Annotated in this window: 23 protein-coding genes, 2 other RNA genes and 1 pseudogene; 16 read left to right on the top strand and 10 right to left on the bottom strand. The window is 40.0% G+C overall.

The genetic code is table 11. The annotated features are described in order from the left end of the window. Positions 1–45 precede the first annotated feature (45 nt). Positions 46–1092, bottom strand: coding sequence for a phage shock protein operon transcriptional activator (pspF, locus tag CXF86_RS17570; protein WP_102039648.1), 1047 nt, complete (start codon positions 1090–1092; stop codon positions 46–48). A 177-nt stretch (positions 1093–1269) separates the two neighbouring features. Here pspF and pspA point away from each other — a divergent pair, with 177 nt between their 5' ends. The 6 genes from pspA (at position 1270) to CXF86_RS17540 (ending at position 6794) form a co-directional block, all read left to right on the top strand. After that, on the top strand, positions 1270–1953 hold the full coding sequence (pspA, locus tag CXF86_RS17565) for a phage shock protein PspA (RefSeq protein ID WP_101093584.1): 684 nt from the start codon (positions 1270–1272) through the stop codon (positions 1951–1953). A 20-nt stretch (positions 1954–1973) separates the two neighbouring features. Then, positions 1974–2207 (top strand): envelope stress response membrane protein PspB, encoded by a 234-nt coding sequence (pspB, locus tag CXF86_RS17560; RefSeq protein WP_101093583.1) that lies wholly within the window; start codon positions 1974–1976, stop codon positions 2205–2207. Between the two features lie 66 nt (positions 2208–2273). Further along, the gene (gene pspC, locus CXF86_RS17555) at positions 2274–2669 is read left to right on the top strand and encodes an envelope stress response membrane protein PspC (RefSeq protein ID WP_101093582.1); all 396 of its coding nucleotides are present in this window, start codon (positions 2274–2276) and stop codon (positions 2667–2669) included. Between the two features lie 68 nt (positions 2670–2737). Beyond that, positions 2738–4183, top strand: a complete 1446-nt coding sequence (locus tag CXF86_RS17550; RefSeq protein ID WP_101093581.1) for a YcjX family GTP-binding protein — start codon at positions 2738–2740, stop codon at positions 4181–4183. Between the two features lie 6 nt (positions 4184–4189). Next, the gene (locus CXF86_RS17545) at positions 4190–5290 is read left to right on the top strand and encodes a TIGR01620 family protein (protein WP_102039647.1); all 1101 of its coding nucleotides are present in this window, start codon (positions 4190–4192) and stop codon (positions 5288–5290) included. Between the two features lie 325 nt (positions 5291–5615). After that, positions 5616–6794, top strand: a complete 1179-nt coding sequence (locus CXF86_RS17540; protein ID WP_101093579.1) for a trans-sulfuration enzyme family protein — start codon at positions 5616–5618, stop codon at positions 6792–6794. 104 nt (positions 6795–6898) lie between these two features. Here CXF86_RS17540 and CXF86_RS17535 read toward each other — a convergent pair whose 3' ends face one another. Further along, positions 6899–8293, bottom strand: coding sequence for an SLC13 family permease (locus CXF86_RS17535; protein WP_101093578.1), 1395 nt, complete (start codon positions 8291–8293; stop codon positions 6899–6901). Between the two features lie 386 nt (positions 8294–8679). Here CXF86_RS17535 and CXF86_RS17530 point away from each other — a divergent pair, with 386 nt between their 5' ends. From CXF86_RS17530 to CXF86_RS17520, 3 genes are all read left to right on the top strand, one after another. Next, positions 8680–8991 (top strand): ComEA family DNA-binding protein, encoded by a 312-nt coding sequence (locus CXF86_RS17530; protein WP_101093577.1) that lies wholly within the window; start codon positions 8680–8682, stop codon positions 8989–8991. A 193-nt stretch (positions 8992–9184) separates the two neighbouring features. Then, positions 9185–9281: signal recognition particle sRNA small type (gene ffs, locus CXF86_RS17525), an RNA gene on the top strand. 102 nt (positions 9282–9383) lie between these two features. After that, positions 9384–9815, top strand: a complete 432-nt coding sequence (locus tag CXF86_RS17520) for a DUF6538 domain-containing protein (protein WP_102039646.1) — start codon at positions 9384–9386, stop codon at positions 9813–9815. Positions 9816–10000: 185 nt separating this feature from the next. On the opposite strand, the gene CXF86_RS17515 is transcribed toward CXF86_RS17520, so the two are convergent. The 3 genes and pseudogenes from CXF86_RS17515 to CXF86_RS17510 all read right to left on the bottom strand — a co-directional run bounded on the left by CXF86_RS17515 (position 10001) and on the right by CXF86_RS17510 (position 12540). Continuing rightward, positions 10001–11359 (bottom strand): EAL domain-containing protein, encoded by a 1359-nt coding sequence (locus CXF86_RS17515; RefSeq protein ID WP_102039645.1) that lies wholly within the window; start codon positions 11357–11359, stop codon positions 10001–10003. 423 nt (positions 11360–11782) lie between these two features. After that, positions 11783–11923: pseudogene (locus tag CXF86_RS23215) on the bottom strand (IS6 family transposase); the annotation flags it as partial. Positions 11924–12111: 188 nt separating this feature from the next. After that, on the bottom strand, positions 12112–12540 hold the full coding sequence (locus tag CXF86_RS17510) for a hypothetical protein (protein WP_102039644.1): 429 nt from the start codon (positions 12538–12540) through the stop codon (positions 12112–12114). 844 nt (positions 12541–13384) lie between these two features. Here CXF86_RS17510 and CXF86_RS17505 point away from each other — a divergent pair. From CXF86_RS17505 to CXF86_RS23095, 5 genes are all read left to right on the top strand, one after another. Next, positions 13385–15157 carry an EAL domain-containing protein gene (locus tag CXF86_RS17505; RefSeq protein WP_102039643.1) on the top strand — a complete coding sequence of 591 codons (1773 nt, stop codon included), beginning with the start codon at positions 13385–13387 and terminating at the stop codon, positions 15155–15157. Between the two features lie 930 nt (positions 15158–16087). Continuing rightward, entirely contained in the window at positions 16088–16843 is a 756-nt protein-coding gene (locus CXF86_RS17500; protein WP_102039642.1) for a putative porin, read from the top strand. A 203-nt stretch (positions 16844–17046) separates the two neighbouring features. Further along, positions 17047–18006, top strand: a complete 960-nt coding sequence (locus tag CXF86_RS17495; RefSeq protein WP_102039641.1) for a hypothetical protein — start codon at positions 17047–17049, stop codon at positions 18004–18006. 32 nt (positions 18007–18038) lie between these two features. Beyond that, on the top strand, positions 18039–18371 hold the full coding sequence (locus tag CXF86_RS17490; RefSeq protein ID WP_102039640.1) for a hypothetical protein: 333 nt from the start codon (positions 18039–18041) through the stop codon (positions 18369–18371). Positions 18372–18627: 256 nt separating this feature from the next. Further along, positions 18628–18750 (top strand): hypothetical protein, encoded by a 123-nt coding sequence (locus CXF86_RS23095; RefSeq protein WP_257985412.1) that lies wholly within the window; start codon positions 18628–18630, stop codon positions 18748–18750. 411 nt (positions 18751–19161) lie between these two features. Here the strand turns inward: CXF86_RS23095 and CXF86_RS17485 are convergent, their stop codons facing one another. Both CXF86_RS17485 and CXF86_RS17480 read right to left on the bottom strand, forming a co-directional pair. Continuing rightward, a complete protein-coding gene (locus CXF86_RS17485) occupies positions 19162–19593 on the bottom strand; it encodes a hypothetical protein (protein ID WP_102039639.1) in 432 nt (143 codons plus the stop codon). Between the two features lie 6 nt (positions 19594–19599). Next, entirely contained in the window at positions 19600–19851 is a 252-nt protein-coding gene (locus CXF86_RS17480) for a hypothetical protein (RefSeq protein WP_102039638.1), read from the bottom strand. Positions 19852–20081: 230 nt separating this feature from the next. Between CXF86_RS17480 and ffs (CXF86_RS17475) the strand changes: the two genes are divergently transcribed. Beyond that, positions 20082–20178, top strand: an RNA gene (gene ffs / locus CXF86_RS17475) — signal recognition particle sRNA small type. 421 nt (positions 20179–20599) lie between these two features. After that, positions 20600–21937 (top strand): coproporphyrinogen III oxidase family protein, encoded by a 1338-nt coding sequence (locus CXF86_RS17470; RefSeq protein ID WP_308303196.1) that lies wholly within the window; start codon positions 20600–20602, stop codon positions 21935–21937. Positions 21938–22199: 262 nt separating this feature from the next. Here CXF86_RS17470 and CXF86_RS17465 read toward each other — a convergent pair whose 3' ends face one another. The 3 genes from CXF86_RS17465 to CXF86_RS17455 all read right to left on the bottom strand — a co-directional run bounded on the left by CXF86_RS17465 (position 22200) and on the right by CXF86_RS17455 (position 24150). Further along, positions 22200–22466 carry a late competence development ComFB family protein gene (locus CXF86_RS17465; protein WP_101093575.1) on the bottom strand — a complete coding sequence of 89 codons (267 nt, stop codon included), beginning with the start codon at positions 22464–22466 and terminating at the stop codon, positions 22200–22202. A 64-nt stretch (positions 22467–22530) separates the two neighbouring features. Further along, complete coding sequence (locus tag CXF86_RS17460; RefSeq protein ID WP_101093574.1) at positions 22531–23439, bottom strand: histone deacetylase family protein; 909 nt, start codon at positions 23437–23439, stop codon at positions 22531–22533. A 12-nt stretch (positions 23440–23451) separates the two neighbouring features. After that, a complete protein-coding gene (locus CXF86_RS17455) occupies positions 23452–24150 on the bottom strand; it encodes a DUF2057 domain-containing protein (protein ID WP_101093573.1) in 699 nt (232 codons plus the stop codon). Positions 24151–24153 lie beyond the last annotated feature (3 nt).

The following is a 24153-nucleotide window of genomic DNA, read 5'->3' as shown; positions in this document are numbered from 1 at the left end:
TGAACGTTAATAGGCATTTTAACAGTGCCAAGAGCTTAACAGCAATTATTTATCCAGTAAGTTGTATTTCTTTAAGATCCCGCGAAGTTGATGGTAGCTTAAACCAAGCAGTTCAGCGGTTTTTTTCTGGTTAAACTGTCCAGCTTCTAACGCTTGTGTTAGCAGACTGACTTCATTCTGTTCGCAATGGATTTTAAAATCTATTGGGAAGTTGATAGTGTCAGTTTTAACTGGCTCAGCGACAACGCTCGCTACTGGCGTATCGTGTATTTGTTGTCTCTCTTTGGTTTTAACCCGGGTTGTTGGACGATAAGGTGATGCAAACGGATCAATAGTGATATGAGTGATTGCAGTCCCTGATTCAGCGTTGCGATAAACGCTGCGTTCAACAACGTTCTTGAGTTCTCGAATATTACCTGGCCAGCGATACTCCATTAACTGCTTTACTGCGCTGGGGCTAAAGCCTTCAAATAGCTCTAACTTGAGTTGCCTGGCCATGCCAACGGCAAAATATTCTGCAAGCGTCATGATATCGTCTGGGCGATGACGTAACGGCGGCAGTGTAATAACATCAAATGCTAATCGGTCTAGTAAATCAGGTCTAAACTCCCCAGCTTCAGCTAAAGAGGGTAAATCCTCATTGGCAGCACACACTAAGCGAACATCGGTGTGAACGGTTTTGTTGCCACCGACACGTTCAAATTCGCCGTATTCAATCACTCTTAATAGCTTTTCCTGAATAAGGCCTGAGGTATTGGCCAGTTCATCTAGGAATAGTGTACCGCCGTTGGCACGCTCAAATCGACCTTCGTGTTTTTTATTGGCACCAGTAAATGCACCTGCATCATGGCCAAATAGTTCACTCTCTAATAAGTTCTCACTTAATGAGGAGCAATTTAATTTAACAAAGCTTTGATCCCAACGCTTTGATAGGTAATGTAAACGCTCGGCAATTAACTCCTTGCCTGTGCCACGCTCACCAATGATCAGTACAGGCTTAGAGAGAGGGGCTACCTGCGAAATATGTTCAAGGACCTCTAACAATGCATTAGATTGTCCAATAAGATTGTCTTGCTGAAATTGATTGCTCACAGTAAGTTTTAGTCTTTAACGCTAATAATTGGTGAAAATAATAATATGATGCCCTGTTTATAAATGGAAGTAAAAGTTAAGTTTTTGGTTAAGTCATTGTATAATAGCTAAAATGTAAAGTTGGCACGAATACTGGATAGTATTTATCGAAACCAACGTTAATTAGAGGTAAATATTATGGGAATTTTTTCACGCTTTGCAGACATCATAAATTCTAACATCAGCGCATTACTTGATAAGGCTGAAGATCCAGAAAAAATGGTACGTCTGATCATCCAAGAGATGGAAGATACGCTGGTCGAGGTTCGCTCTACATCTGCAAAAGTACTTGCAGAAAAGAAAGAGATTATTCGCCGCGTCGCTAAAGTACAGCAGCAAGTACAGGACTGGGAAAGTAAAGCTGAACTGGCATTGTCTAAAGATCGTGAAGATCTTGCCAAAGCCGCTTTGATTGAAAAGCAAAAAGCGAATGAACTTGCTGAAAGCTTGGCTGCAGAATTGGTTGTAGTAGAGGAACATATTCTTCGTTTAAAAGAGGAAGTTGGTCAGCTACAAGAAAAGTTAGCTGATGCAAAAGTACGTCAAAAAACTATTATTATGCGTAAGCAAACTGCCTCTTCTCGTCTTGAGGTGAAAAAGCAGCTTGATTCAAGCAAAATTGATAACGCGATGAGTAAGTTCGAGCAATATGAGCGTCGAGTTGAAGGGTTAGAGTCACAAGTTGAAGCTTACGACCTAGGTAAAAAGAATACCTTAAGTGATGAGTTTGCAGCACTTGAAGCAGAAGACTCTGTTAATGATGAGCTCGAAGCGCTTAAAGCTAAAATGAAAGCTAGCAAGACTAAAGCAAAAGCTAAATAACAACGGATTGGAGGTGTTTTATGAACCCGGAAATTTTAATCGCACCAATTATTATTTTCTTAATTATTGTTGCGCCAATATGGCTAATACTGCACTACAGAAGTAAGCGTCAGGTTGGCCAAGGATTGACTGAAGAAGAGTTCGGTCAATTAAATGAGCTCATAAGCAAGGCTGACAAGATGTCACAACGAATTGAGACGCTTGAGGCCATCTTGGACAGCGAGGCACCACAATGGAGGGGGCGAGATGAATAAATCATCAGACTTTTCCAGCGAGGCAAATAATTTCAATTTAATCATAAAGTAAAGGGGGAAGTAGAAATGAGTGAAGGCAAAAGCAGAACTTTATATCGAATTCCTCAAACAGGTAAAATTGCTGGTGTATGTGCAGGGATTGCAGATTACTTTAATTTTGAAGTATGGCTAGTCAGAGTGGTTGCCGCCTCAATATTTTTACTTGGCGGCACAGGGATTGTGTTTATTATCTATGTATTACTTTGGATGATATTAGACATCAAACCGGGCACTGACAAAAATAAGCTTAACCACAAAGACATTGAAGTTAAGAAGAAGGTTTGGCAATCCGGTGAGCCCGCTAAGATGGCATTAAGTGATGTAAATACTCAGTTTAGAACGCTAGAGATTAGATTACAGAATTTAGAGCGACACGTAACATCTGACAACTACGATCTTAAAGATCAAATCAATAACCTATAGTTCGAACCAGGGCAGCATATACACGTATACTGCCCTAGAACTCCCTTCAACAGGTTCAATTTCTGCCTATGGCAAGTATCAAACGTTCTCTTAAACAGTTCGGTAAAAAGACCCAAGCCGTAGCGCTTCGTACTACAGACAAGCATCTACGTCTTGCTGTTACTGGCCTTGCTGGCGCAGGTAAAACGGCTTTTATCACAGGTCTGGTTAATCAACTGCTGCATTCTGGCGTCATTGAGGGCAATACACTGTTGCCGCTATGGCAAGTGGCGAGAGAGAGTCGCCTTTACGGCGTGAAGCGAGATCTGCAACCTAATTTGACTATTCCGAGTTTTAATTATGAAGGGGCAGTTAATGCCATTCTCACAGAGCCGTCATCATGGCCAACATCAACGCGTAATATCAGTGAATTAAGACTTGCGATACGCTATCGTCCAGCGAAGGGCTTATTGTCAAAATTTACTGATAGTGCCACGCTTTATCTCGACATTGTTGACTACCCCGGCGAGTGGCTACTTGACCTGCCAATGCTTAAGCAAAGCTTCCAGCAGTGGTCTGTATCGCAGGTAGCACGTACTTCAGTATTCAAGCATTCAAGTTATTACACTGGGTTTACTCAAGCGATTAATAGTATTGACCTTGCGGCAACGGCAGATGAAGCAAAGTTGCAGCAAATTACCGATTGCTATCAATTATTGCTGCAAGATTGTGTTGAACAGCATGGATTTTACTATGCCCAACCAGGGCGGTTATTGTTACCCGGCGAACTTGCTGGAACACCTGTGCTGGCACTTTTCCCCTTAATCAATGTGACGGAAGAGCAGTTCGTGATACTCGATAAAAGTGCTTCAAACAGCTTTTACCATACGTTAAAGCAGCGATACTCAGAGTATATATCGCGTGTAGTGAAGCCTTTTTACCATGATTATTTTGCCAAATTCGATCGTCAGTTGGTGTTAGTCGACTGCTTTACCCCATTAAACCGTGGAAAAGAGCAGTTTGAAGATATGAAAACCGCACTTCAGGCTGTGATGGAAAGTTTTCAATTTGGTCAATCTAGTTTATTAAAACGTTTATTTTCGCCAAAAATAGACAAGCTCCTTTTTGCTGCGAGTAAAGTTGACCATGTCACACGAGATCAACAAGGTCATGTTCTCTCTTTGCTAAGCCAACTGGTACATCAAAGTCAGCAGCAGGCTAAGTTCGAAGGCTGTGAGGTCGAGACGATGGCAATCAGTGCAATAAAGTCGACGACTCATGGCATGGTGAAACAAAATGGCCGTGACATCGAGGTGGTAAAAGGCTTAGACCTTGCAAGTCATGAGCCGGTCACCTTATTCCCTGGAGAGGTGCCTAAGGCGTTACCCTCTGCAGGTTTCTGGCAGGATCAAGGGTTTGATTTTGTCAGTTTTGCCCCCAGAGCCGCGGTTGATAAACAACTCAACAATGCCGATTTTGACCATATTCGCCTCGACCATGTATTGCAGTACTTAGTCGGTGACAAATTAAAGTGATTTCTTATGGCTACTGATAATATTTCAATAAAGAAACAACAACGTTTTGACCATATTGAAGACGATAGAGAAGCAATAATCGCGCCTTCTGCGACATTCTCTGCTGATGACGACTTTGTCGAAATTGAAGCGCTTTCTGAACAGCAATTTGAGACTAAATTGGATGAGAAATTTAACCATGTTGCGACGCTTAAGAGCGACTTGTCGTCGAAAAAATCGGGTAAACGTGCTTGGTTAGGCAAAGCGTGTTTATTGGGTGTGCTACTGATTGCTGTCGTTGAAACCGTGTTGGGTCTATATGATGCTTTTATCCAAAGTTCGTGGTTGTTTTCGCTATACGCTTTGGTCGTCACGCTAGTGGTGTCTTGGACGGTAAAAGTAAGTTTTCTGGAATGGCGTAAGCTTAAAATGCTTAAAAATGTCGAAGACACACAGGCGATAGGCATGCGACTGCTCAGCAGTATGCAGATGGGGGAGGCTGATCCATTTATTGACAAGTTGCTAAGCCAGTTGCCTAAAAATATACAAAATGAACGCTACTTGCAACAGGTGAGTGTTGAGCATAATGATGCTGAAAAGCTGACATTATTCGAAGCGACCGTATTAACCGAGCGAGATATAGTGGCAAAGAAAATCGTTAGACGTTTTGCGCAGGAGTCCGCTTTACTGCTCGCAGCAAGTCCTTTGGCGGTGCTTGATATGGCGATTATTCTGTGGCGTAATCAAAGTATGATTAATCAGTTAGCTAAGTGCTACGGGATCGAGCTTGGCTATTGGAGTCGGGTTAAACTGATCCGTGGCATTATCAGTAATATTATTTACGCAGGTACCAGTGAGATAGTGACAGATTTAGGGACTCAGCTATTGTCTGTTGAGATGTCCGGTAAGGTGTCTGCTCGACTAGGACAAGGCCTTGGCGGTGGGTTACTGACCGCCCGATTAGGCTATCAAGCCATGGCGTTGTGTCGACCACTTGAGTTTAATCAACAATCGAAACCGACGCTAAAAGGGATCCATAAAGAGCTGTTATTAGATCTAAAAGAGCTCACTTCAATGGTGCTCACTAAAACGAGTAAAGCGGAAAAGCAAACCGTATCCGGCAAATAAATGACCTTGTACAATCTATTCGTTGATGCCTATTTGCCTTACAAACTCAGCACGTAACATTTATTTTACAAGCAATATCTTATAAATCTTTTCTAAATATTTTGTAATTACCTTGGACTAGTTCAAGGTAATTGTCTTAACCATATCCCCGCTAAGACTTGTATCTTGAGACCCAATAAAATGGGCTGGTCATGGCGAGTACATCGTTGCCAACTATGTCGTTTCAAATTTGAATTTCTGAATTGGTTGGCCCTATACAGACGAAAACAACAACAACTATTATTTTATTGCGTCTGTGTCACAAGCATGAAATAGGGAAAGAGATATGCGAGATAGTTGGCAATTGGCAACACAAGTTATCCATGCTGGACGAGAGCCAAATGAATCTGGCGCACTGGTATCACCTTTGTGTCAAAGTGCGACTTTTGTATTTGATAGTGCAGAGCAGGGTGGTGCGAGGTTTGCGGGTGAAGAAGCGGGTTATATTTATACGCGCTTAGGTAATCCTACTACCGCAGAGTTAGAGCGTAAAATTGCAGTGCTTGAAGGCAGTGATTGCGCCGCTGCAACAGCATCGGGTATGGCTGCCGTCTCCGCTGCACTATTAGCCAACCTTCAAATGGGCGATCACCTTGTTGCCTCAAATGCAGTCTATGGTTGTACGTTTGCGCTGATGAATTCGCAGCTGAAAAAGTTCGGTATCGAAGTGACCCTGGTCGATTTTTGTAACCTAGCGGAGATTGAAGCGGCAATTAAACCGAATACCAAAGTTATTTTTTGTGAGACGCCAGTTAACCCTCATCTTGAGGTGTTCGATTTGGATGCTATAGCTCGTATTGCCAAACAGTACCATTTAGTCAGTGTTGTCGATAACACCTTTATGACCCCGTTACTGCAGCAACCTATTAAGCACGGTATTGATATTGTGATCCACAGTGCCACCAAATACTTAAATGGTCATGGTGACGTTATCGCCGGTATTGTGTGTGCCAGTAGTGCGCAAATGGATGTCATTAAGTATGAAGTACTCAAAGACATTGGTGGCGTGATCTCTCCTCATGATGCTTGGCTTATTTTAAGAGGGCTTAAAACCCTGGATGTTAGAATTAACCGACATTGTGATAGTGCAGAGGTTGTTGCTCAATTTTTGGAAGACCATCCTAAAGTCTCCAAAGTGTATTATCCAGGATTGAAGAGCCATCGCGGTAATGCATTAATAGGCCGTCAAATGAAGCGCGCTGGCGGGGTGATAGCGTTTGAGCTGGACGCTGATTTACAAACATCCATCGGCTTTATTAATCAATTGGAACTGTTTTCGATTGCAGTCAGTTTGGGGGATGCAGAGTCGCTTATCCAGCATCCAGCCTCAATGACTCATTCCCCCTATACCGAAGAGCAGAGAGCCAAAGCCGGCATCACTGACAATTTACTGAGGATCTCAGTAGGCTTAGAAGCGGTAGAAGATATTATAACGGCGTTAGACGAAGGTTTAGCGGCTTTATAATTTAGATTTTTTGGACAATATAAAAGCGCTGTGAGCAAACACTTACAGCGCTTTTTGTTTATTTACAATTGAACATCACCGTTATAGTGGGACGATGTGTAGCGTTAGATATTCCAGAAAGTGTGCGCAATGATATAAAGCGCAAACATACTGATAAAGTTTATGATAACGCCTGCTCGCATCATCTCTGACTGTTTAATATAACCAGAGCCATACACGATGGCATTGGGGGGGGTCGCAACAGGAAGCATAAATGCACAAGAGGCAGCGATACCAATCAGTACAGACAGCATTACCGGTGATAGGCCAAGTGCTTCAGCGATAGCTGCAAACACTGGCACCAATAGCGCTGCGCTGGCAGTATTACTGGCAAACTCGGTTAGCATGACAACAAAGGCGATAACGGCAAAGGTAAACAATGCCATGTGCGTATTACCGAATATATCGGTTACCCAATGGGCTAGGAAAACACTGGTACCCGTTTCCTTAAGCACTGCACTTAGCGTCAAACCACCGCCAAACAATATCAATACCCCCCAATCAGTGGTTGTTTCTATCTTCTTCCACTTCACTAAGCCAAGACCTGCAAGAGTGACAACGGCAGTGAGTGCGACGACAGTATCGAACTGGCCAATGCCCCCAAGAGCTTGTGAAATAGGTTTACTGAAAATCCAGCAGCAGACTGTGGTGATGAAAATTAATAAAGTCAATTTACCTTGGAAGGTGAGTGATTGCTTTTCAGTTTTTATCTCACAAATCATAGATAGGTCGGGTTTTAAATATAAGTAAAGACCCACTAACATCAGCGGTAACATAATCGCCACCGTAATAAGCCCGAACTCAAGCCAGTCACTAAATGATAAGCCAACTTGCGCAGCCGCTATCGCGTTTGGGGGGCTACCTACCAGCGTACCAATACCACCAATGTTTGCTGAATAGGCAATACCGAGAAGCAAGAACAAGTAAGTACTTCTGTGTTTTTTGATATCTATTTGATGCAAAATCCCCAGTGCTAGCGGTAACATCATTGCAGTGGTTGCGGTGTTACTAATCCACATAGATAGCCCCGCAGTGATCCCAAATAGCATGACACAGGCTACAGATAAGCGTCCTTTTGATGCCGTTAATACCTTCTGGGCTATTAACTTATCAATTCCTTGATGATTCAAAGCGGCAGCTAAAACAAAACCACCAAAGAAAAGGTAAATAATGGGGTTGGCAAAATGACTCATCGCAGCTTTGGTTTCAAATACCCCAAAAAGTACCGCGAGGATCGGGATCATAATGGCTGTAATACTGATATGGATAGCTTCTGTCAGCCACAATATCGCCGCGAAGGTCAATAGTGCAAGACCTGTATTAACTCCTTGTTCAAATGGAAGAAAATTATACATTAGCAGCAGTAATATAATATCAGCGGCCAGTATTAACAGATTCTTTTGCTGTCCGGTTATTTTACCGCTGATCTTGTTGGGAACTTCAGTAGAGTCTATTGACATTTTAATGTCCATTATTATGGTCGATGACAACACTCTAGATGAGTAACGATTAACTTCAAAATAACTCCGGCTGTAACTCCATGACAGAATCGTACTGCTATTTAGGTGATGTAGTTCGCGATAGTGATTATATATTTGATGTTGAACGGCTATAAACGTCTGCTGCTTACGAAATAATCTATCAAAGTTAACCTTATCAAATAGCTCGGTGACTAAATTGAAAGTTTAGTGTCGTGCAGATTCTGTGATCAAGATCGCGCCGTAGAACTTTAGCGTGAGATGTTGGTCTCCTATTGGCTAATATCGTGGCTGTGATCTACATTTTGCAGGTAGCTAAGGAAAGGGATGAAGGCTACAACCTAAAGGATCACATAAGGAAATAAATCATGTATAAAAAACTACTATCCGTTTTATTGCTATCAAACTTAATGTTTTTACCTGCTGTTCAGGCGGCAATCGAAAAAGTAGAGCCAGAGAGTGTTACTCAGAGTACTCAAGATCATATTCAAGTTGTGAATATCAATTCAGCTAGTGTTGAGCAGTTATCGTTATTGCGGGGCATTGGCGATTCAAAAGCTAAAGCGATTGTTGATTATCGGAAAACACATGGGAAATTTGATTCGATTAATCAATTGTCGAATGTAAAGGGCATTGGTGACAAGCTAATTGAACAAAATAAAGCCGTTCTTAGCCTGTAAGCAAGTGTGTTTTGAATTTATGTAGGTAGATAAAGCACAAATAGGCCCTCAAATGAGGGCTTTTGTTTATAGAAACAGCAATTGAACCAATACTCAGGCTTCTAATGCGATAATGACTTGATTGGAATGCATTCATAGTAGATAATGCTGCCGTTCTTGAGAGTATCTGCTCTCAACGAAATCAATGGTGACCCTAGGGTCCCCTCGCAATGATAACTTGTGAACTCGGCCAGACCTGGAAGGGAGCAACCGCAGCAAGTGACTCATGTGCCGAGGTGTGGCTCTGGGGAAACCTCCAATCTCCCAGTAAACCATTCTTTTATTACACTAATCCCTGTAAATCAAAGCTTAGCTCAGAATAACCTCAGGTGATACACTTGGTGGTACACTCTATGAGTAAAAGTAAATCTGTTTCATCCCCTTATTTGTTCCAATCTCGTCATGGCATCTGGTATGCGCGAATAGTCGTACCTGAAGAGCAACGCTCAATTCTAGGTAAGCGCGAAATTAGAAAGTCATTAGCTACCAAAGATAGATTGGAAGCTGCACGTAAGTCATGGAAAGTGCTGACTCAATTAAGAAGTGTTGCCGATGATAATGCTGATGTCCAAGTCATTGATTCTACTATTACTACTAATATAGTCGATACTCCTCATAAATCCCCCGGTCTAACCCAAGTTATAGAAGAGTTTTGCCAAGAGAAATTGGAACAAGGTGCTTGGTCACCACACACTGAGCAAGTAAATCGTCAGGTGTTTAAAGCTATGATTAAATTGACTGGTGACCTTAGGCTTATACCTCCCTGTATACCTGATAGATACTGATGGAAGCATTATGCTTCGCAGTAGAGCTGCTTGAAGATACTGATGGAAGCATTATGCTTCGCAGTAGAGCTGCTTGATAAGATTAAAAGCTGTAACTATTTAAGGCCAAGAGATTATGGGCAACAAAGGCTACATTAAGCCAGTAGAGTCCCATCACTAGTCCTGCAGAACTTAACAAGGGTGGTTTAGTCTTTGCCCCCCATATTTAGTTGGTCATAAGGTACAGGTTTAGAAAAATAATAACCTTGCAGTAAATCGACACCTTTCTCTGATAAGAAGTCGACCTGAGCTTGAGTCTCAACACCTTCTGCAATTATGGTTAGCTCAAGTGATTTTGCCATATCAATGATGGCATTAAGGACGCTAATTTTTAAATCCGCTTGGCCGATAATATCGATGAACATTTTGTCTATTTTGATGCTATCAATATTAAAGTGAAGGAAGTAGTTAAACCCACCATAACCGGTACCAGCATCGTCTAGTTTAATTTGATATCCACATGATTGAAGTCGTCCTAGGTTATGCTTAGCGGCTTCTTCATCATTAAACTTTTGACGTTCTGTTATCTCGAACGCTGCAACAAACCCTTGGTATCCAGTAAAGATTAACAACAGTTTATCAATAAATTCATTACTTTCGATTTGTGATGCTGTGAGATTAAAAGCACAAAAAAACGAGGGAGATAATTGATGAGTGCTTTGGCTATGGTGAGTAAAATCGTCTTTGGCTTTTTGAATCATTCCTAATGTCATTTTATCAATCACCCCCAATCTTTCGGCGGAATTAATAAACATGTTGGGAGTGAGTATTGCTCCTGAGTTATCTTTCCATCGCATTAATGCTTCAACGCCCTTAAGCTCCCCTTCAGGACTGACAATAGGTTGATAAAAAGGAATGAATTGCTGTTTGTTAGCGGCTTGAATCAATAGCGCTTCAACACTCTGGCTTCTATTGCGAAATAAGTTATAAGTAGTGATACATAAGCTGAAAATCACGAAATATATCAAAAAATAAATCCAGAAGTACTCTTTATTAACCTGCGATTTTAGTTCGTTAGAAACAATGATATAACCTCTGGCCAGGCCATAGTCATGCTCAATAACAAACCATGTTGAATCTTGTCGAAGAGGAGGTGCTTCGTCTATAAGCTTGAGCTGATAGGACATACATGACTGGCAATTAAAAGAGAAATAGTCTCTTAGTCTTACTTTATTCAAAAAAACAATATACTTGTTGCTAGTTCCTTTTATCATGATTGCAATTTCTTCCTGACCTGTTACTTCTGAAACGTAGCGTATCAAAGGATATGTAGTCGGGTTTAGTTTAGAATTATGAGAAACAATACCATTACTTGTACATAAGGTTTGCTTATCAAGCACCACACCTACAAACTTGAGTTCAGGCTCAGAATAATCAATTTTTCTTAAAGCTTGGCGGACATCATTAGAGCAGTTGTTAGACAACACTAAACCCGAAAGGAGCTGGTTTACACGCGCGAAGTTGAGTTTTTTTCTAGCTATGTATTGTGCTGAATCTCGTTCCATCCAAAAATTAACCACTGCAAGGGACAGCCGAGTTGCTGAAAACTGTGTTATAGCAAAGCTAGCAATGGTAATGAATATAAGCCAGATAATGTTACGCTTTAAGTTGCTGATTGTCCTTTCCTCTACACAGGGACTAAAAAATATAACTATAGTATTCTATTGAAATAATTGCTTGTTCGACATTTTATATACAGCCCCTTGGTACTAAAAAGGTTCTGTCGCAAAATGAGATGTCTCATTAAGAATAGAGGGAGCGGACTCTAATACAACTATAGCGCTAAAGAATAACATTGGTCCCACTAAGTAAATATTTTATGTTAAGTTTATCTGACTTAGCTTAATCATGGGTCAAAGTTTAATACCGACAAGAGAAGGCTCCGCTTCTTCACATAAATACCAGTTTAAGCATTGAGGCTGAACTCTCTTTCCGTTAACTTTACGGTGGCTTAACTCTAGGATGTTAAGCAGATATTTTACCGATAATACTTCTATTATACACAGCAAATATCCGGATAACCAAAGACGAGAATTGGCAGTTTCTAATGCCGCACCATCGGCCCCGCTCTAATAAATCACTACAGACCCATTATCACTTAGAAACAAAGTCAAATTGTAGGGTGGAGATAAACATTAGAATTACCTTTCTTAATGTGATTAAAATGTGTTATTCAGCATTTTTAGCCCATAAGACTCAGGACAGTCCACTGAACTCTATGAAGTGTCTACAAAACTAGGGTTACCAACTACTGAACCTATATTTGCTCAGCATCTCTGGCGTTACTTTTATTTAATATGTTCACAGTCTTCTCTTTTATAAATTGCTTTAGCGTAAGAAGGGAGAAAGGTTTTAATATTAATGAATCATCTGTTATAGGTATTATAGGCAATCCTTTCAACTGTTGTTCTGTTGATGTCAATAATAATGAAGATGACTGGCCTGCACATATATTTTCTATTAAAAAAATCATTGCCTCAAATTGTTGCACTGCAGACTTTGTAGTTGAGTCCATATCATAAAAAATAACATCAGCACTTTCTAGTAACAATGTTGATTGAGAATGCCTCAATTGACTATGACTTAACCTTACAACATTCACTCGATCTGTTCCGAGGATATCTAGAAATACTTTTTTTTGACAGCTCGCTATAAGGTCATACTCACTAACAATTATTATTTTCATTCAAACAACAAACTTCATACAGCCATACCCCTGTTAGTTCCCTTATGCATTCATAAACTTGAACACGGTGTTTGTGAAACCTTTAAATGCTTAAAACCACCATACTGAATGCATCTCTAACTGCCAACACTGTTTGGATGGCTACATTATAATAAATAATCCTATAACCAAGACAGCCGTTACATCGTAAAACTTAATTACTTAATTAAGCCAGAAGGTTAGCGATTTCAATTAATGTCTCTATTAAACCTAACTACACCCAACGACTAAAGTCCTAACTTGGATAAGTTAGGACTTTTTAAGATAAACAGCACTTTATTGCTATTACTTCTGATCAGATTTCCATTCCCGACACAGATGCCGATGACTTTGCACTTCCCTATCATGTTTTTCGATTACACTATTAAAATACTCGACTTAAAGCACTTCAATCAAGCCGAATACCTTACCCGTAAACAAGAGCTAGAACTTCTACTGTCACGAATCGATAAAAACTGGTATAGCACAAAATTAATTTGAATTTGAGATATATAAAGTACGATCAAGAGGTGTAGAGGGCAAAATCAATCTGTGATGGCAATAGCAGCTGCCCTTATTGACTAAAATAACACCAGTTATCAACTGCCTGGATGTGAGGCGTTCTGACTAATTCTATGCATTTTACTCGCAGCATCAACCATCTTACGCCTAGATTTGGACGTAGGTTAACTTAGAAACGCAAAACCTGTGAACTTTGGTTATTCCTAGTTACGATATGATTAACTCTAGAACGGAAAAAATTTGGGTGTTAATATAATATAGTACCTAAATTGTTTTATAGCTTTATTGTAACAAGAGAACGAACATGTATTACGAAATAACTTCTATCAACAATGTGAAATTTACAGTTGGAATTGATCAAGATTCAATACAATTATTTAACACCGAAGGCAAAGGTGTTTCCTTTGTTTCGCTGTCTAGTGAAGAGTATAATGTATTGAGGATTATTCATCAATTTGGTAATCCGTACGATCCTGTGTCAATAAGGAACATTGATAAGGAGTTTTCTCAAGTAACAAGCCAAAATGAAATCCGCTTCAATTTTGTTAAAAATACGCTAGCTTCTATACGAAAAAAATATAAGTATTTACTTGGCAACGTTAGTTTTATTGTAATTGAAAACGATGGAAGTATAATTAAAAATATTCACAATAATGGTTACTATATAAACCTTAAAAAAGTTAAATCTAAAAACATGTCCCCTGCTGAGTTGGCTAGTAAAATAAGTTCATCCCAACCTCCATTGGTTGGGATGCTACTTGTTCTTTTTAGTTTTTTTCACAAAAGTATTTTTATATCTGCAACTAAATCATTTGTTGTAGCATCAGGCGTGTTGTTATTTATCTACAGCTTACAAAGTGTTAATATTTTAAGTAATGCCAGTTACTTCAGTAAAAACATCAAAGAAAGCATAATAAATACTTCAATAAATTACAGTGAATGTTCTAATAACCAGTTACTGCGCGACATCCTTAGCGAAAGTATTACCATAGACTCTATTAGTATCGATAATAAAGAAACCGTGTGTCTAATTTCTCGTGATACTGTTCAGGACCTTAAGCATGGAACTGATGAATATCGTGACTGGTCAACAAATTTTGATAGCTTTGTTTATGTAAATATTGAACTTAATAAGAAGGATGTCAAAGTTAGATTGCCAAAAAATATTATTAAAACTAGATATTCAAATCTTATAATTGGCCCTTTTATCGACAAAGTCGAGTCAAGAGTCCCTGGGATGGCGCCACTTTCTGTTGGCAAAAATAATTCCACAAAAGTGTTCAGTTATACTCTTGAAAGCGGAATAATGATTTCGTTGTATAGTGAGTGGTTACTCACTGAACTGCTTGTTTTTACTATTTTAATATTTGCAATGATAAATCATAAAGTCTTGATTAGCACTACAATATATATCAAGTCATACATTAATTTTTCTATTGATTTGGTACCAGTGGTAGACACTAGGTACAAATCATTTATATATTTAGAGGCTCTTAGTCGGTTTAAGGGAGGCAATGTACAGTCGGTCATTAATAATCTAAGGGGATGCAACCTACTAATCTTTCATACTATTATAATTATCAACATGATAGCCAAAAAAAATCATTACAATGTTAAGATCGGAGTCAACTTATGCCCGACATGCTTAGATGGAGAAGGGTTTAATCAGCTTTACAAGCTTCTTTCTCAGACAGCTAGTGACAACATAGTCTTTGAGTTAACTGAAAATTCTGGCGTTGAATATACAAGTCAAGTTATTGATAGAATAATTAAAATTCAATTGCTTGGCTACGACATTGCGATTGATGACTTTGGTGTAGGAAATAATAACATTAGTCTTCTAGACTCCATATCACCTCGATTCGTTAAAATTGACAGGTTGTTCGTTACGGATATTGAAAATAGTGAGCGGCAAGTTTCTATGGCTCGCAACCTAATTGATATAGCGAAATCACACTCATCTATAATAATCTTTGAAGGTGTAGAAAGAATATCCCAAAAAGATGCCTTAACTGATATAGGAGGGCTCATTCAGCAAGGACACCTTTACCATTTAAGTGAAGATAACAAGTCATGAGTGAGATGCTTTGATGACGCACCATGTAATGTGACGCATACTAATGGTGATGATTACTCATCGGATTTTAGATATCTTTCACATTGTCTGGCTCGCTACTTTATCCAGAGCCATAGGGTCATTTGATGATACAGATGATTTACTCTTCTTCGCGCTGAACAGCGCTTCATACGACTTCAGGTCTCACGGACACAAACGAGTTAACATCTTCTCAAAGTGGTTCCAATGACCTGTAGTCTGCACATGTGGAAGATACTGCTGAGGCTCACTTTACGCCATATATGAACAAAATTATCCTGCAATAAAGTCTAATCGTTTACATCAAAGTGAGTTACTTTTACTGGTCTAAACGCGAGTAGGTCGTGACTCATTTCCATTTAGCCGTTGATAACGGTTATTTCGCAAGCTGTGGCAATCAGGAATACCAAAAGCAGTGCTACAAGTAGAATGTATGCGTAATAAATAAAGAATGCTCACTAGAGTAATTGGTGATGCCGTTCAAGTCGCTCAGAGACAAAGCATTATTAAAGGCTCCCGTTGCGTGAATAAAATGGTTTCAGATTTTTAAATATGCGGGGAATAAGCCTATATCACCAACATTAGTCTTATTTGACTGTAACGTTTGTTGGTTTTTTTTACATTTAGTTTATTTTCATAGAAAACTATCGAGTAACACTGCCTTCATATTTTACATTAGGTCAAGCTATAACAGCCTTTCAGCATTAACAGCCCTCATACTATAAGCGTAACATCTGCTTAACATGTTGTTTTTGTATGGTTTTTATATTCACAATGTCGATTAGTTATGTTTATATTGCTTTACCGAACACCTTGTTTGACCATAGATAGAGTCAACTAGTACGTACGGTTCAATACTTTTTAGTTAGCTCAACTTTAGTCAGCTAATAACGTAATATATCAAGGACAGATATGAAATTATTTCCCCCTACCACATTGGCAATAGCCTTATTAAGCGTAAATGCAATGGCCGCTGAGGATAACGCTTTTCAACATGAAGCTACCGTTGGTTACCTTACCAATTCAGATGAAATAAGTGACGGCATTCTCGGTGTTAGCTACCGATATTATGCAAGTCCTGTTGAGCAAAACTCCAGCCCTTATGCACTCAACGGGTTTCTTTCCCAAGAGTCGAATATCGGTGCAATCTATTCAGATTTTGACGTGTTTGACATTAACACCGTCGGTGTTGATGGCACTTATGTTTTCGATTCCAATTGGTTTGTGGGACTAAATTACCAACGTACTGGTATTGGTAATGTTGACTTCAACACCTACGGTATTGAGTTAGGTTATTATGTTAATGAGAACACCTCATTGTCAGCTTTTTTTGATGATGGCACAGCTGACAATGCTGAAGAACGCTACGGCTTAGCCATTCGTCGATATTTAGCGTTAGACTCAACGCCCGGTATTGATTTGTCGGCTAACTGGTTGCATGCGGATTCTGAAAACTACTACATTTTAGGTGCTGACTGGTACGTATCTAACTCATGGTCAGTTGGCTCAGGCTATACGCGTGATGCTGATAACGGTGATTTCGACCTAAGAACCGCGTATTGGTGGCGTATTTCCGATGATTTTTCGGCTAATGTTTCTGTTTCAAAAATCATAAATGAAGATATTGACGGTGTGGACCTGGGTATTACGCTTACAGGTCGTTTTTAATCTAGTGGCTATTCAAGCTTGACTAATGCTTGCAGCATCTGGGTGACCAGTTTGAATAAAGGCAACTTAGATGCTGTAGAGAGTAATGCTATAACTGAAAACGTAAATGTGTGCAATAGCTTGCTTTAAGTGCGCTGATGCTTAAGCAGTAATGGCTTTTGCATCACGTTCTATCTTAGGTTCTTAAGTAAAAGGACATTCCAATGCTCAAAAAAATTATTATCCTTATCTTTATATTCAATACCTCTACGGTGTTTGCTTATTACCCTACCTATGTAAGTCAAACAAAGCACTTAACAACGATTGGCTACAAACATAATAATAATTGGAGAGATATTATTGTTGATAGCACCAGTATGGGAAAGCCGATCCATGATGAAGTGAAAGAAATACTTAGCACCATTAATAATAAATTATTTGAGGTAGTTGAGGCAGAAGCTAGAGAAGAGATTAATGATACCCCCACTCTAAGGTTTAGAGAATTAAAAAGAGCTCAATTAATAGGACCTTTAAATACGAAGATAATCACACAAAGTAATGGTGTAGTTACCGTTGAGCTTAGCGGCTTTACATTCGATGCAGAAGTAAAGGTTGATTGGCTTGGGATCACTCTATATGGAGATGTTGATACATCTACTCTCAGGTTTGCTGCCGACTATAACGTGAGTACTGGAAGGGTTTACAATCTTCGAGATATTGGCAATTTGCAGGTGGATATAGACATTGACGGTAATGGCATTATAAACAGTATAGTGGCTGAAACTTTAGATGTATTACAATATATTTTCTTCCCGGATTCGGTACAAGATGCTGTAGATGAAGCTATCAATGAACTCAACGATAATGAGTATTACGTAAAGGCTTTTGATAACGTAATTCTTCCGCAAACTTGGATTGTAGATGGTATCGATATAGGCCTTGAAATAAAGGATGCGATAAAAGGAATTAATCCTGGGGAGTATATTTCAATCAGCTTATCTGAATGGGATGAACGTTATTACGAAGGCTCAAAGTATCGTTATTACTATAAGAATAGAGCCGTCATTGATATCTCGAATGAATATAAGTTTGATTATGGTAACGAACCGGTTTATGCGACAGGGGATTGGATTAACCCTTGTGCGGGCCCCGGTGGAAGTACCAGTGGCTGTTACGAACCTTAGAAATTAAAACGTCATTAATAAAGGGGATATTTATGAATAAAATTATAATAGTTATTTTTTTATTAAACACACTGGCCTTTTCTGGCTGTACATCATTAAACGACGTACAGCCCAATAGTGATGTTCCAATTGCGAATCAAATTAATATCGGTGATACCGTAGTGATAACGATGCTAACTGGTGAGGCTATCGAGTTTTCAGTAGAAACAATCACGAAAAATAAAATTTCAGGCGAAGGACAAAATGTAGATGTAAAAAAAATAGAAAAAATAGAAAAAAGAGAGTTTAGTGGCGCTAAAACTAGTCTTTTGGCTATTTCAATTGCGTACCTTGTTGGGGTTAGCTTTTGGGGGGTCCTTTTTTAAGATGGGTTCTTCGTTTTTTGAAACGATAAAGTCCGCGGTAAAAGTGGGCTTTATTTTTGGGGAAGCTATGTTAGGTGTTCTTTTGTGAAAGTGTGGCTATTCTTTCTCTACTAGTCTACTAGCCAGGGATTAACTAATCTTTTTTTGTGGTTTTTCGCAGGCAGTAAGCCCCTTTTAGTATTCAAGGCGGGATCAAGTCGATAGAGGCCGACTGCTCTGATGACTTAGAGGTTATTCGGGTGGCTGCACAGGGCTTATGATGGTGACGACCTCTTGTCATGACCCTCGTGCTATAGCTGATGGCATCATCTTCCAATCGAAGCATGCGAGTGCAGTTGCGGCAATGCTGGACAATATGATGACAGAAGTTTCTGGTTAGTTACCAGACTTTTGGTTCTTCTCAAATCTGGGGCTAGGTCTTTTAGGGTATCTACCCATTAATATGGGTGGGTCCACACCAATTTTATCCCTTGAATAACAGCACCTCATATTGTTGGGCTTTTAAATCGAGAAGATAGTGCTAATAACAGTTCTTTAGTATTATTAATGGCAATGGATAATTAGTTGATAACAGCTAACAATCTCTTATGGTGGATTCATCTAACGATGGTTTTTTGAGCCGTAGTGGTACTTGAGACATACCTACAAGAACTCTAGTTCTGCAAGGACGGTAAACAAAATAAATGTCCTCTAAGCCAAAACTAGAAGGGGACGGGGGAAATAAGCTAAGGACTCCTTATTGAAAAGACCTCAAACAATTTTCTGATATTTTGGACCTGTAAGCTTGTTCTTAAGTTGCTTTCCAATTTAATAGTTGTTCTGAGAACCATTCGCTAAATCTGTATCTTGGAGCTGTACCTGAACCTCCGGCACTCGAAAGTCTAACAATACAGTTTTTACTCGACATTAATTTGAGGATATTGATTAACTCGTTATGCTCTTCTTCATAGTAGATGTAACCCTCATGAAAGCCACCATAGGAATACTTTTTGCTGGCAACGGAAAAGTCACGCTGAAAAACCTCTTTAGGGTCTTCTAAGTCTGTCTTCATTTCCTTCAAGAGTGTCGGGTGGTCTATGCAAAGACTTTTAAAAACTTCGTTTTGGTTAACTCGATGTTCTTTGAGTTTTCTGTTATCTGTGTATTTAGCTGCAAAATAATTGCCACAAGCACCTGTTGCAGTACCGATTAAAAATCCGACCCCTGTACTCAATATGTCCATATGAGGTTAACCTGAAAACTTTTCTGAGACGATTGACAACAGCTCATCGCAACAACCTGCAAATTCAAGCTTTAGGTCTTCTAAATCATCACCATGAATAATTATTTGGGGCGACTCCTTATGTATAGGGCAAGAAAGGATTCCGACAGTTTCTCTTACTTGTTCTTCGATTGAGTTAAAAATGCTTTGCCTTAACGCATTACCTACGGAGTTTACTTTTACTTCTTTACCATCGACTTTGAATGAAATCTTTAACATTGGTTTACGCTATTAAATTTGTGAAATGTCATAGGGTTTTCATTGAGGCATTACGTATGATTTGCAAGAGTAGTGCTGGGTAAATATATGAATATCGTAGAAAGAAAAGGTTAAACTTTAGATTTAACTCTTAGTTGCTTGTTGAGAGTTTAAATGAGTGGTACAAATAGTGCGACATTAACGAATTAACTCAACTTGGGTCATTTCTGAATTAGTAAATGGGTGCTTACCTCGCATCCCCTCGCAATGATAACTTGTGAACTCGGCCAGACCTGGAAGGGAGCAACCGCAGCAAGTGACTCATGTGCCGAGGTGTGGCTCTGGGGAAACCTCCAATCTCCCAGTAAACCATTCTTTTATTACACTAATCCCTGTAAATCAAAAGCTTAGCTCAGAATAACCTCAAGTGATACACTTGGTGGTACACTCTATGAGTAAAAGTAAATCTGTTTCATCCCCTTATTTGTTCCAATCTCGTCATGGCATCTGGTATGCGCGAATAGTTGTACCTGAAGAGCAACGAAGTTCCTTGATAGACGATAACCAAAGGGCCGTTGACTTGACATTAAAGGTTATTTTACTGCCTATATGTGACTATTAACAAAGACAAAACAATGTGCGTCAAGCGACAAATATCAATAAATATCAATAGATAATCATCTATATTGTTTCTATACGACAGTTTATCCGTTCCAGTTTGATTACCCTAAACTCTTCTTATCTCTATCAACACCATATAGCCCTCATTATGTTTCATCAAGGCAGTTGGTATTGCTTTTTAAGGTATTCAAAGATGATGTATTCTATTTCAAAGACTCGCCTGTACCTGGCTACTGATAGTCTGGATTGGATGATAAACCGCAGCATTAAACAATCTCTCTCGCTGCAAGATGCCGTGCCTTTAGCTGCTGGGGAAGACAGCGTTCCCAATAACCCCGTAGAAACCTTATATATTCATATTCCCTTCTGCCACACTCTGTGTCGTTTTTGCTCATTTCATAAGGTTAAGTTTCAAGAGACTCTCGCCAGAGAGTATTTTAAGGCATTGAGGCAGGAGATACGCGAGGTCATCAGCAGAGGCTACCGCTTTAACCGTGTGTATATCGGTGGCGGCACCACTACGATCCTCGAAGATGAACTGATTAAGACGATAGAGCTTATCAAGAGCTTGACGACAATCCGTGAAGTCTCTTGTGAAAGCGACCCCATCTATTTCAGCGAAGGAAATCCTAGTCAGCTGAAGGGCTTAGTAGATCGTATGTCGATCGGAGTACAGAGCTTTGATGATGTCATACTCAAAAGCACGGGGAGATTTGAAAAGTTTGGCTCAGGTCTGCAACAGGCTGAGTATGTCAGTCGTGCTATCGAATTATTTCCTACTGTCAATGTCGATATGATGTACGGCTTTAAGGTACAGACTGCAGACTCGGTACGACAAGACCTGCTACAGACCATGGCGCTGAACCCAGATCAAATCACAACGTATCCCTTGACGGTTGGGATTGGAAAGAACCGCAAGAAAGCCGGATGTTTGGCAGGAGACCCTCATGAACTTTGGCCTCAGTTTTTGGCGGTGAAGCAAACATTGGCACAGCGCTATGAAATGGATTTCCCCTGGACCTTCAGTCGTAATTTTGGGCAGCCAGTGAAAAACAAATATGTACTCGACGGCGAAGATTGCCTGGGCGTCGGCTCTGGAGCGTTTGGCCGTTTTGGCGAACAATTTCGTATCTCAAGCTTCGATATTGCAGATTACATCCGCTTAATGAACCAAACCCAATCCGGTACTTGTTACACTAAACCGCTAGAAAGTAAAGCGGTGATGCAGCACCACTTAATGATTATGATGGGACACGGACATCTGGATAATAAAGTGTTTAAGGATCATACCGGCCGTTCTCTGTGGCAGGCTTTTCCGCTGGAAATGAGTTTTTTACTGGCATCAGGGGCAGTTGTAAAGCAGGGTGATGATTATCACACCACTGAGCAAGGGCAATTTATCGCCCTGAAGATGTTTGTTGGTTTCCTTAGTGGCATGGATCACCTCAGAGAGCAGGCGAGGGATCTGCCATTAACCAGCATTTAGTCATTAATGACTACACGCTGGGGTTTCTATTTGAAGTTAGCCTAATACTCATATACTTCAACATAAAAGGCCTCACAGCGATGTGAGGCCTTTTATTTTTCTGCTAGAGCGTATGTTCAGAGCCTAAACTCTTATCGATATGGTTAAGCGTCAGATCTAAAGGTAGATGAGGCGGTTACACAAATTGACTTACAGATAGTAGCTGATCAGGCTGAAGCAATAGGGGGAAGCTTGCAATCAAATTGTTTGCTCCCCCTTTTGTTTAACCTTCTTTCTTTTGATTTGCTTTTAAATATGCTCTGGACTTTTCGAGTGCTTCTTGGATCTCGGATTTCATTTGTTGAAGTTCGGCGTAATTTTCAAAAAAATAGGTATCAACCAAATGCCTTATGTATCGAGTGGGTAGTTGATTGAGAGTAATACAGCATAGATCAGCAAGGTAGTCTTCAGGTAACTCGTCTAACAAACCTTCATCTGAAAGCAGCTCAAGTAAAAGAACTTCATAGTAATTTCTAATTTCTAGTTGCATACACCTCTCCCTGAATCGTCTCTGTATATGACGTGGTCAATCTAATGAGACTGGATTTTTAAGCTTATTCGGACCACACAGTATTGGCGGCTAAAAACAGTTGGCTATGTCGAATGTTCAGCAAGTCCTTATCGTTACTGTATCCCCCTCCAATGACACAAGCAATGGGTATTTCGGCTGACTTTGCTTGTTGTATTACGTCCTCATCTCGCGCAAATATCCCCGTGGTACTGATATCAAGATAACCCAGATTGTCATCAGCGTGAATATCGACGCCAGCATCGTAAATGATAAGATCGGGTTGGTGCAGGCGAATAAGATAAGCGAGGGCTTGTTGCACCGTTTCTAAGTACTGTTTATCAGTGGTTCCCCGCGGCAGTTCAATATCATAATTCGATTGCTGCTTTCGGGCGGGAAAATTTTGTTGGCAATGGATAGAGCAAGTAATGATATCGTCAAAAACAGTCGTTATTGTCGCGGTACCATCACCTTGATGTACGTCGCAATCGAAAATTAAAACAGTTTCAATATTAGGCTGCTTTAATGCTTGCAGCGCAGCGTAGCTCATATCATTAAAGATACAAAAACCACTACCAAATTCATGGTGAGCGTGATGATAGCCACCACTCAAGTGAATAGCACAACCGTACTCAATGGCTTTTAAACACGTCAGTTCAGTCCCCGCAACAGAGTAGAGTGTTCTTTCAACTAGAGTCTCACTCCAAGGAAAGCCAATCCGACGCATTGATTTAGTATCAAGTGTCCCTGTAATAAATCCGCGGACATAATTGGGACAGTGAATACTGGCTAATTGGTTTTGAGTGACTTTTTCTGATGCAAAAAATTGCGATTGTGAAGCTATTTTTTGTTCGAGTAAGTATTGGTATAAATAGCGGTATTTTGTCGACGGAAAGCGGTGTTTGGAAGGTAACGCCAGCTTGGAATAGCTGGCGTGATAGATCAGCGGGATCATACTCTAAGAGACTTAAAGTTGTTTTATTGCCCAGCCCATGAATTCTTTACGTGTTTTCTCATCTGCGTGTAGCCACCAGTACTGCAACATCTGTTCAGCTTTTGCGGCATCAGCAGCAGTTGTTGTTACTGTTTGAGTCGCTGTAACGGCAGTCGCTGCGACAATAGGAGAAGGTTTACTTACTGGAGCCGTAGGTACAGCTGAAGCTGCCGCTACGCCGCCAGTAGCAACAGCAGCTTCTACATCAACATCTGTTGCAGTGTTGCCGCTAAATAGACGCGAGACAAAAGATTCCTCAGCGATATTAGTCTGAGTAACTTGGTAATTAACGACCTTATTATCTTGTCGAGTGATGACGACTTGAGGAGCCTTGGCAAACTTAGCGGGATGCTTTACAAAATCACCGTCAGCGGGCTTCATGTGATACTCATAATCACCATCCACTTTTAGAGTGATGATAAAAGGCGAAGACTTAATATTGGTTTCGCTATCACTAAAATCATCTTCGACAAGATCATTGTATCGAACGGCGATCTTGTGGGTACCATTGCTGAGTTCGAGTTCAGACTTATGGTTAAATAAACTGGTTTCAACTTCTTGTCCATCAAGCGCGATATATTCAAATGACATTGGAATATTCAAATTTGCAGCAAATGCTGCAGAGGAACCACATAAAGCGAGAATAGCGGTTATTGGTAGTAGCGGTTTCATTAT

The organism is Shewanella sp. GutCb (assembly GCF_002836135.1).
Lineage (GTDB): Bacteria > Pseudomonadota > Gammaproteobacteria > Enterobacterales > Shewanellaceae > Shewanella.
This window is presented reverse-complemented; position numbering and strand designations above follow the sequence as displayed.

Excerpts from the sequence above, each read along its gene's own strand:
- CXF86_RS23095 (WP_257985412.1), top strand. The coding sequence starts at position 18,628 with ATGATGGTGACGACCTCTTGTCATGACCCTCGTGCTATAGCTGATGGC.
- CXF86_RS17455 (WP_101093573.1), bottom strand. The coding sequence starts at position 24,150 with ATGAAACCGCTACTACCAATAACCGCTATTCTCGCTTTATGTGGTTCC.
- pspB (WP_101093583.1), top strand. The coding sequence starts at position 1,974 with ATGAACCCGGAAATTTTAATCGCACCAATTATTATTTTCTTAATTATT.
- CXF86_RS17530 (WP_101093577.1), top strand. The coding sequence starts at position 8,680 with ATGTATAAAAAACTACTATCCGTTTTATTGCTATCAAACTTAATGTTT.
- CXF86_RS17480 (WP_102039638.1), bottom strand. The coding sequence starts at position 19,851 with ATGTTAAAGATTTCATTCAAAGTCGATGGTAAAGAAGTAAAAGTAAAC.
- CXF86_RS17490 (WP_102039640.1), top strand. The coding sequence starts at position 18,039 with ATGAATAAAATTATAATAGTTATTTTTTTATTAAACACACTGGCCTTT.
- CXF86_RS17485 (WP_102039639.1), bottom strand. The coding sequence starts at position 19,593 with ATGGACATATTGAGTACAGGGGTCGGATTTTTAATCGGTACTGCAACA.
- CXF86_RS17520 (WP_102039646.1), top strand. The coding sequence starts at position 9,384 with ATGAGTAAAAGTAAATCTGTTTCATCCCCTTATTTGTTCCAATCTCGT.
- pspA (WP_101093584.1), top strand. The coding sequence starts at position 1,270 with ATGGGAATTTTTTCACGCTTTGCAGACATCATAAATTCTAACATCAGC.
- CXF86_RS17500 (WP_102039642.1), top strand. The coding sequence starts at position 16,088 with ATGAAATTATTTCCCCCTACCACATTGGCAATAGCCTTATTAAGCGTA.
- pspC (WP_101093582.1), top strand. The coding sequence starts at position 2,274 with ATGAGTGAAGGCAAAAGCAGAACTTTATATCGAATTCCTCAAACAGGT.
- CXF86_RS17535 (WP_101093578.1), bottom strand. The coding sequence starts at position 8,293 with ATGTCAATAGACTCTACTGAAGTTCCCAACAAGATCAGCGGTAAAATA.
- CXF86_RS17460 (WP_101093574.1), bottom strand. The coding sequence starts at position 23,439 with ATGATCCCGCTGATCTATCACGCCAGCTATTCCAAGCTGGCGTTACCT.
- CXF86_RS17540 (WP_101093579.1), top strand. The coding sequence starts at position 5,616 with ATGCGAGATAGTTGGCAATTGGCAACACAAGTTATCCATGCTGGACGA.
- CXF86_RS17505 (WP_102039643.1), top strand. The coding sequence starts at position 13,385 with ATGTATTACGAAATAACTTCTATCAACAATGTGAAATTTACAGTTGGA.
- CXF86_RS17510 (WP_102039644.1), bottom strand. The coding sequence starts at position 12,540 with ATGAAAATAATAATTGTTAGTGAGTATGACCTTATAGCGAGCTGTCAA.
- CXF86_RS17550 (WP_101093581.1), top strand. The coding sequence starts at position 2,738 with ATGGCAAGTATCAAACGTTCTCTTAAACAGTTCGGTAAAAAGACCCAA.
- CXF86_RS17495 (WP_102039641.1), top strand. The coding sequence starts at position 17,047 with ATGCTCAAAAAAATTATTATCCTTATCTTTATATTCAATACCTCTACG.
- CXF86_RS17465 (WP_101093575.1), bottom strand. The coding sequence starts at position 22,466 with ATGCAACTAGAAATTAGAAATTACTATGAAGTTCTTTTACTTGAGCTG.
- CXF86_RS17470 (WP_308303196.1), top strand. The coding sequence starts at position 20,600 with ATGTTTCATCAAGGCAGTTGGTATTGCTTTTTAAGGTATTCAAAGATG.
- CXF86_RS17545 (WP_102039647.1), top strand. The coding sequence starts at position 4,190 with ATGGCTACTGATAATATTTCAATAAAGAAACAACAACGTTTTGACCAT.
- CXF86_RS17515 (WP_102039645.1), bottom strand. The coding sequence starts at position 11,359 with ATGGAACGAGATTCAGCACAATACATAGCTAGAAAAAAACTCAACTTC.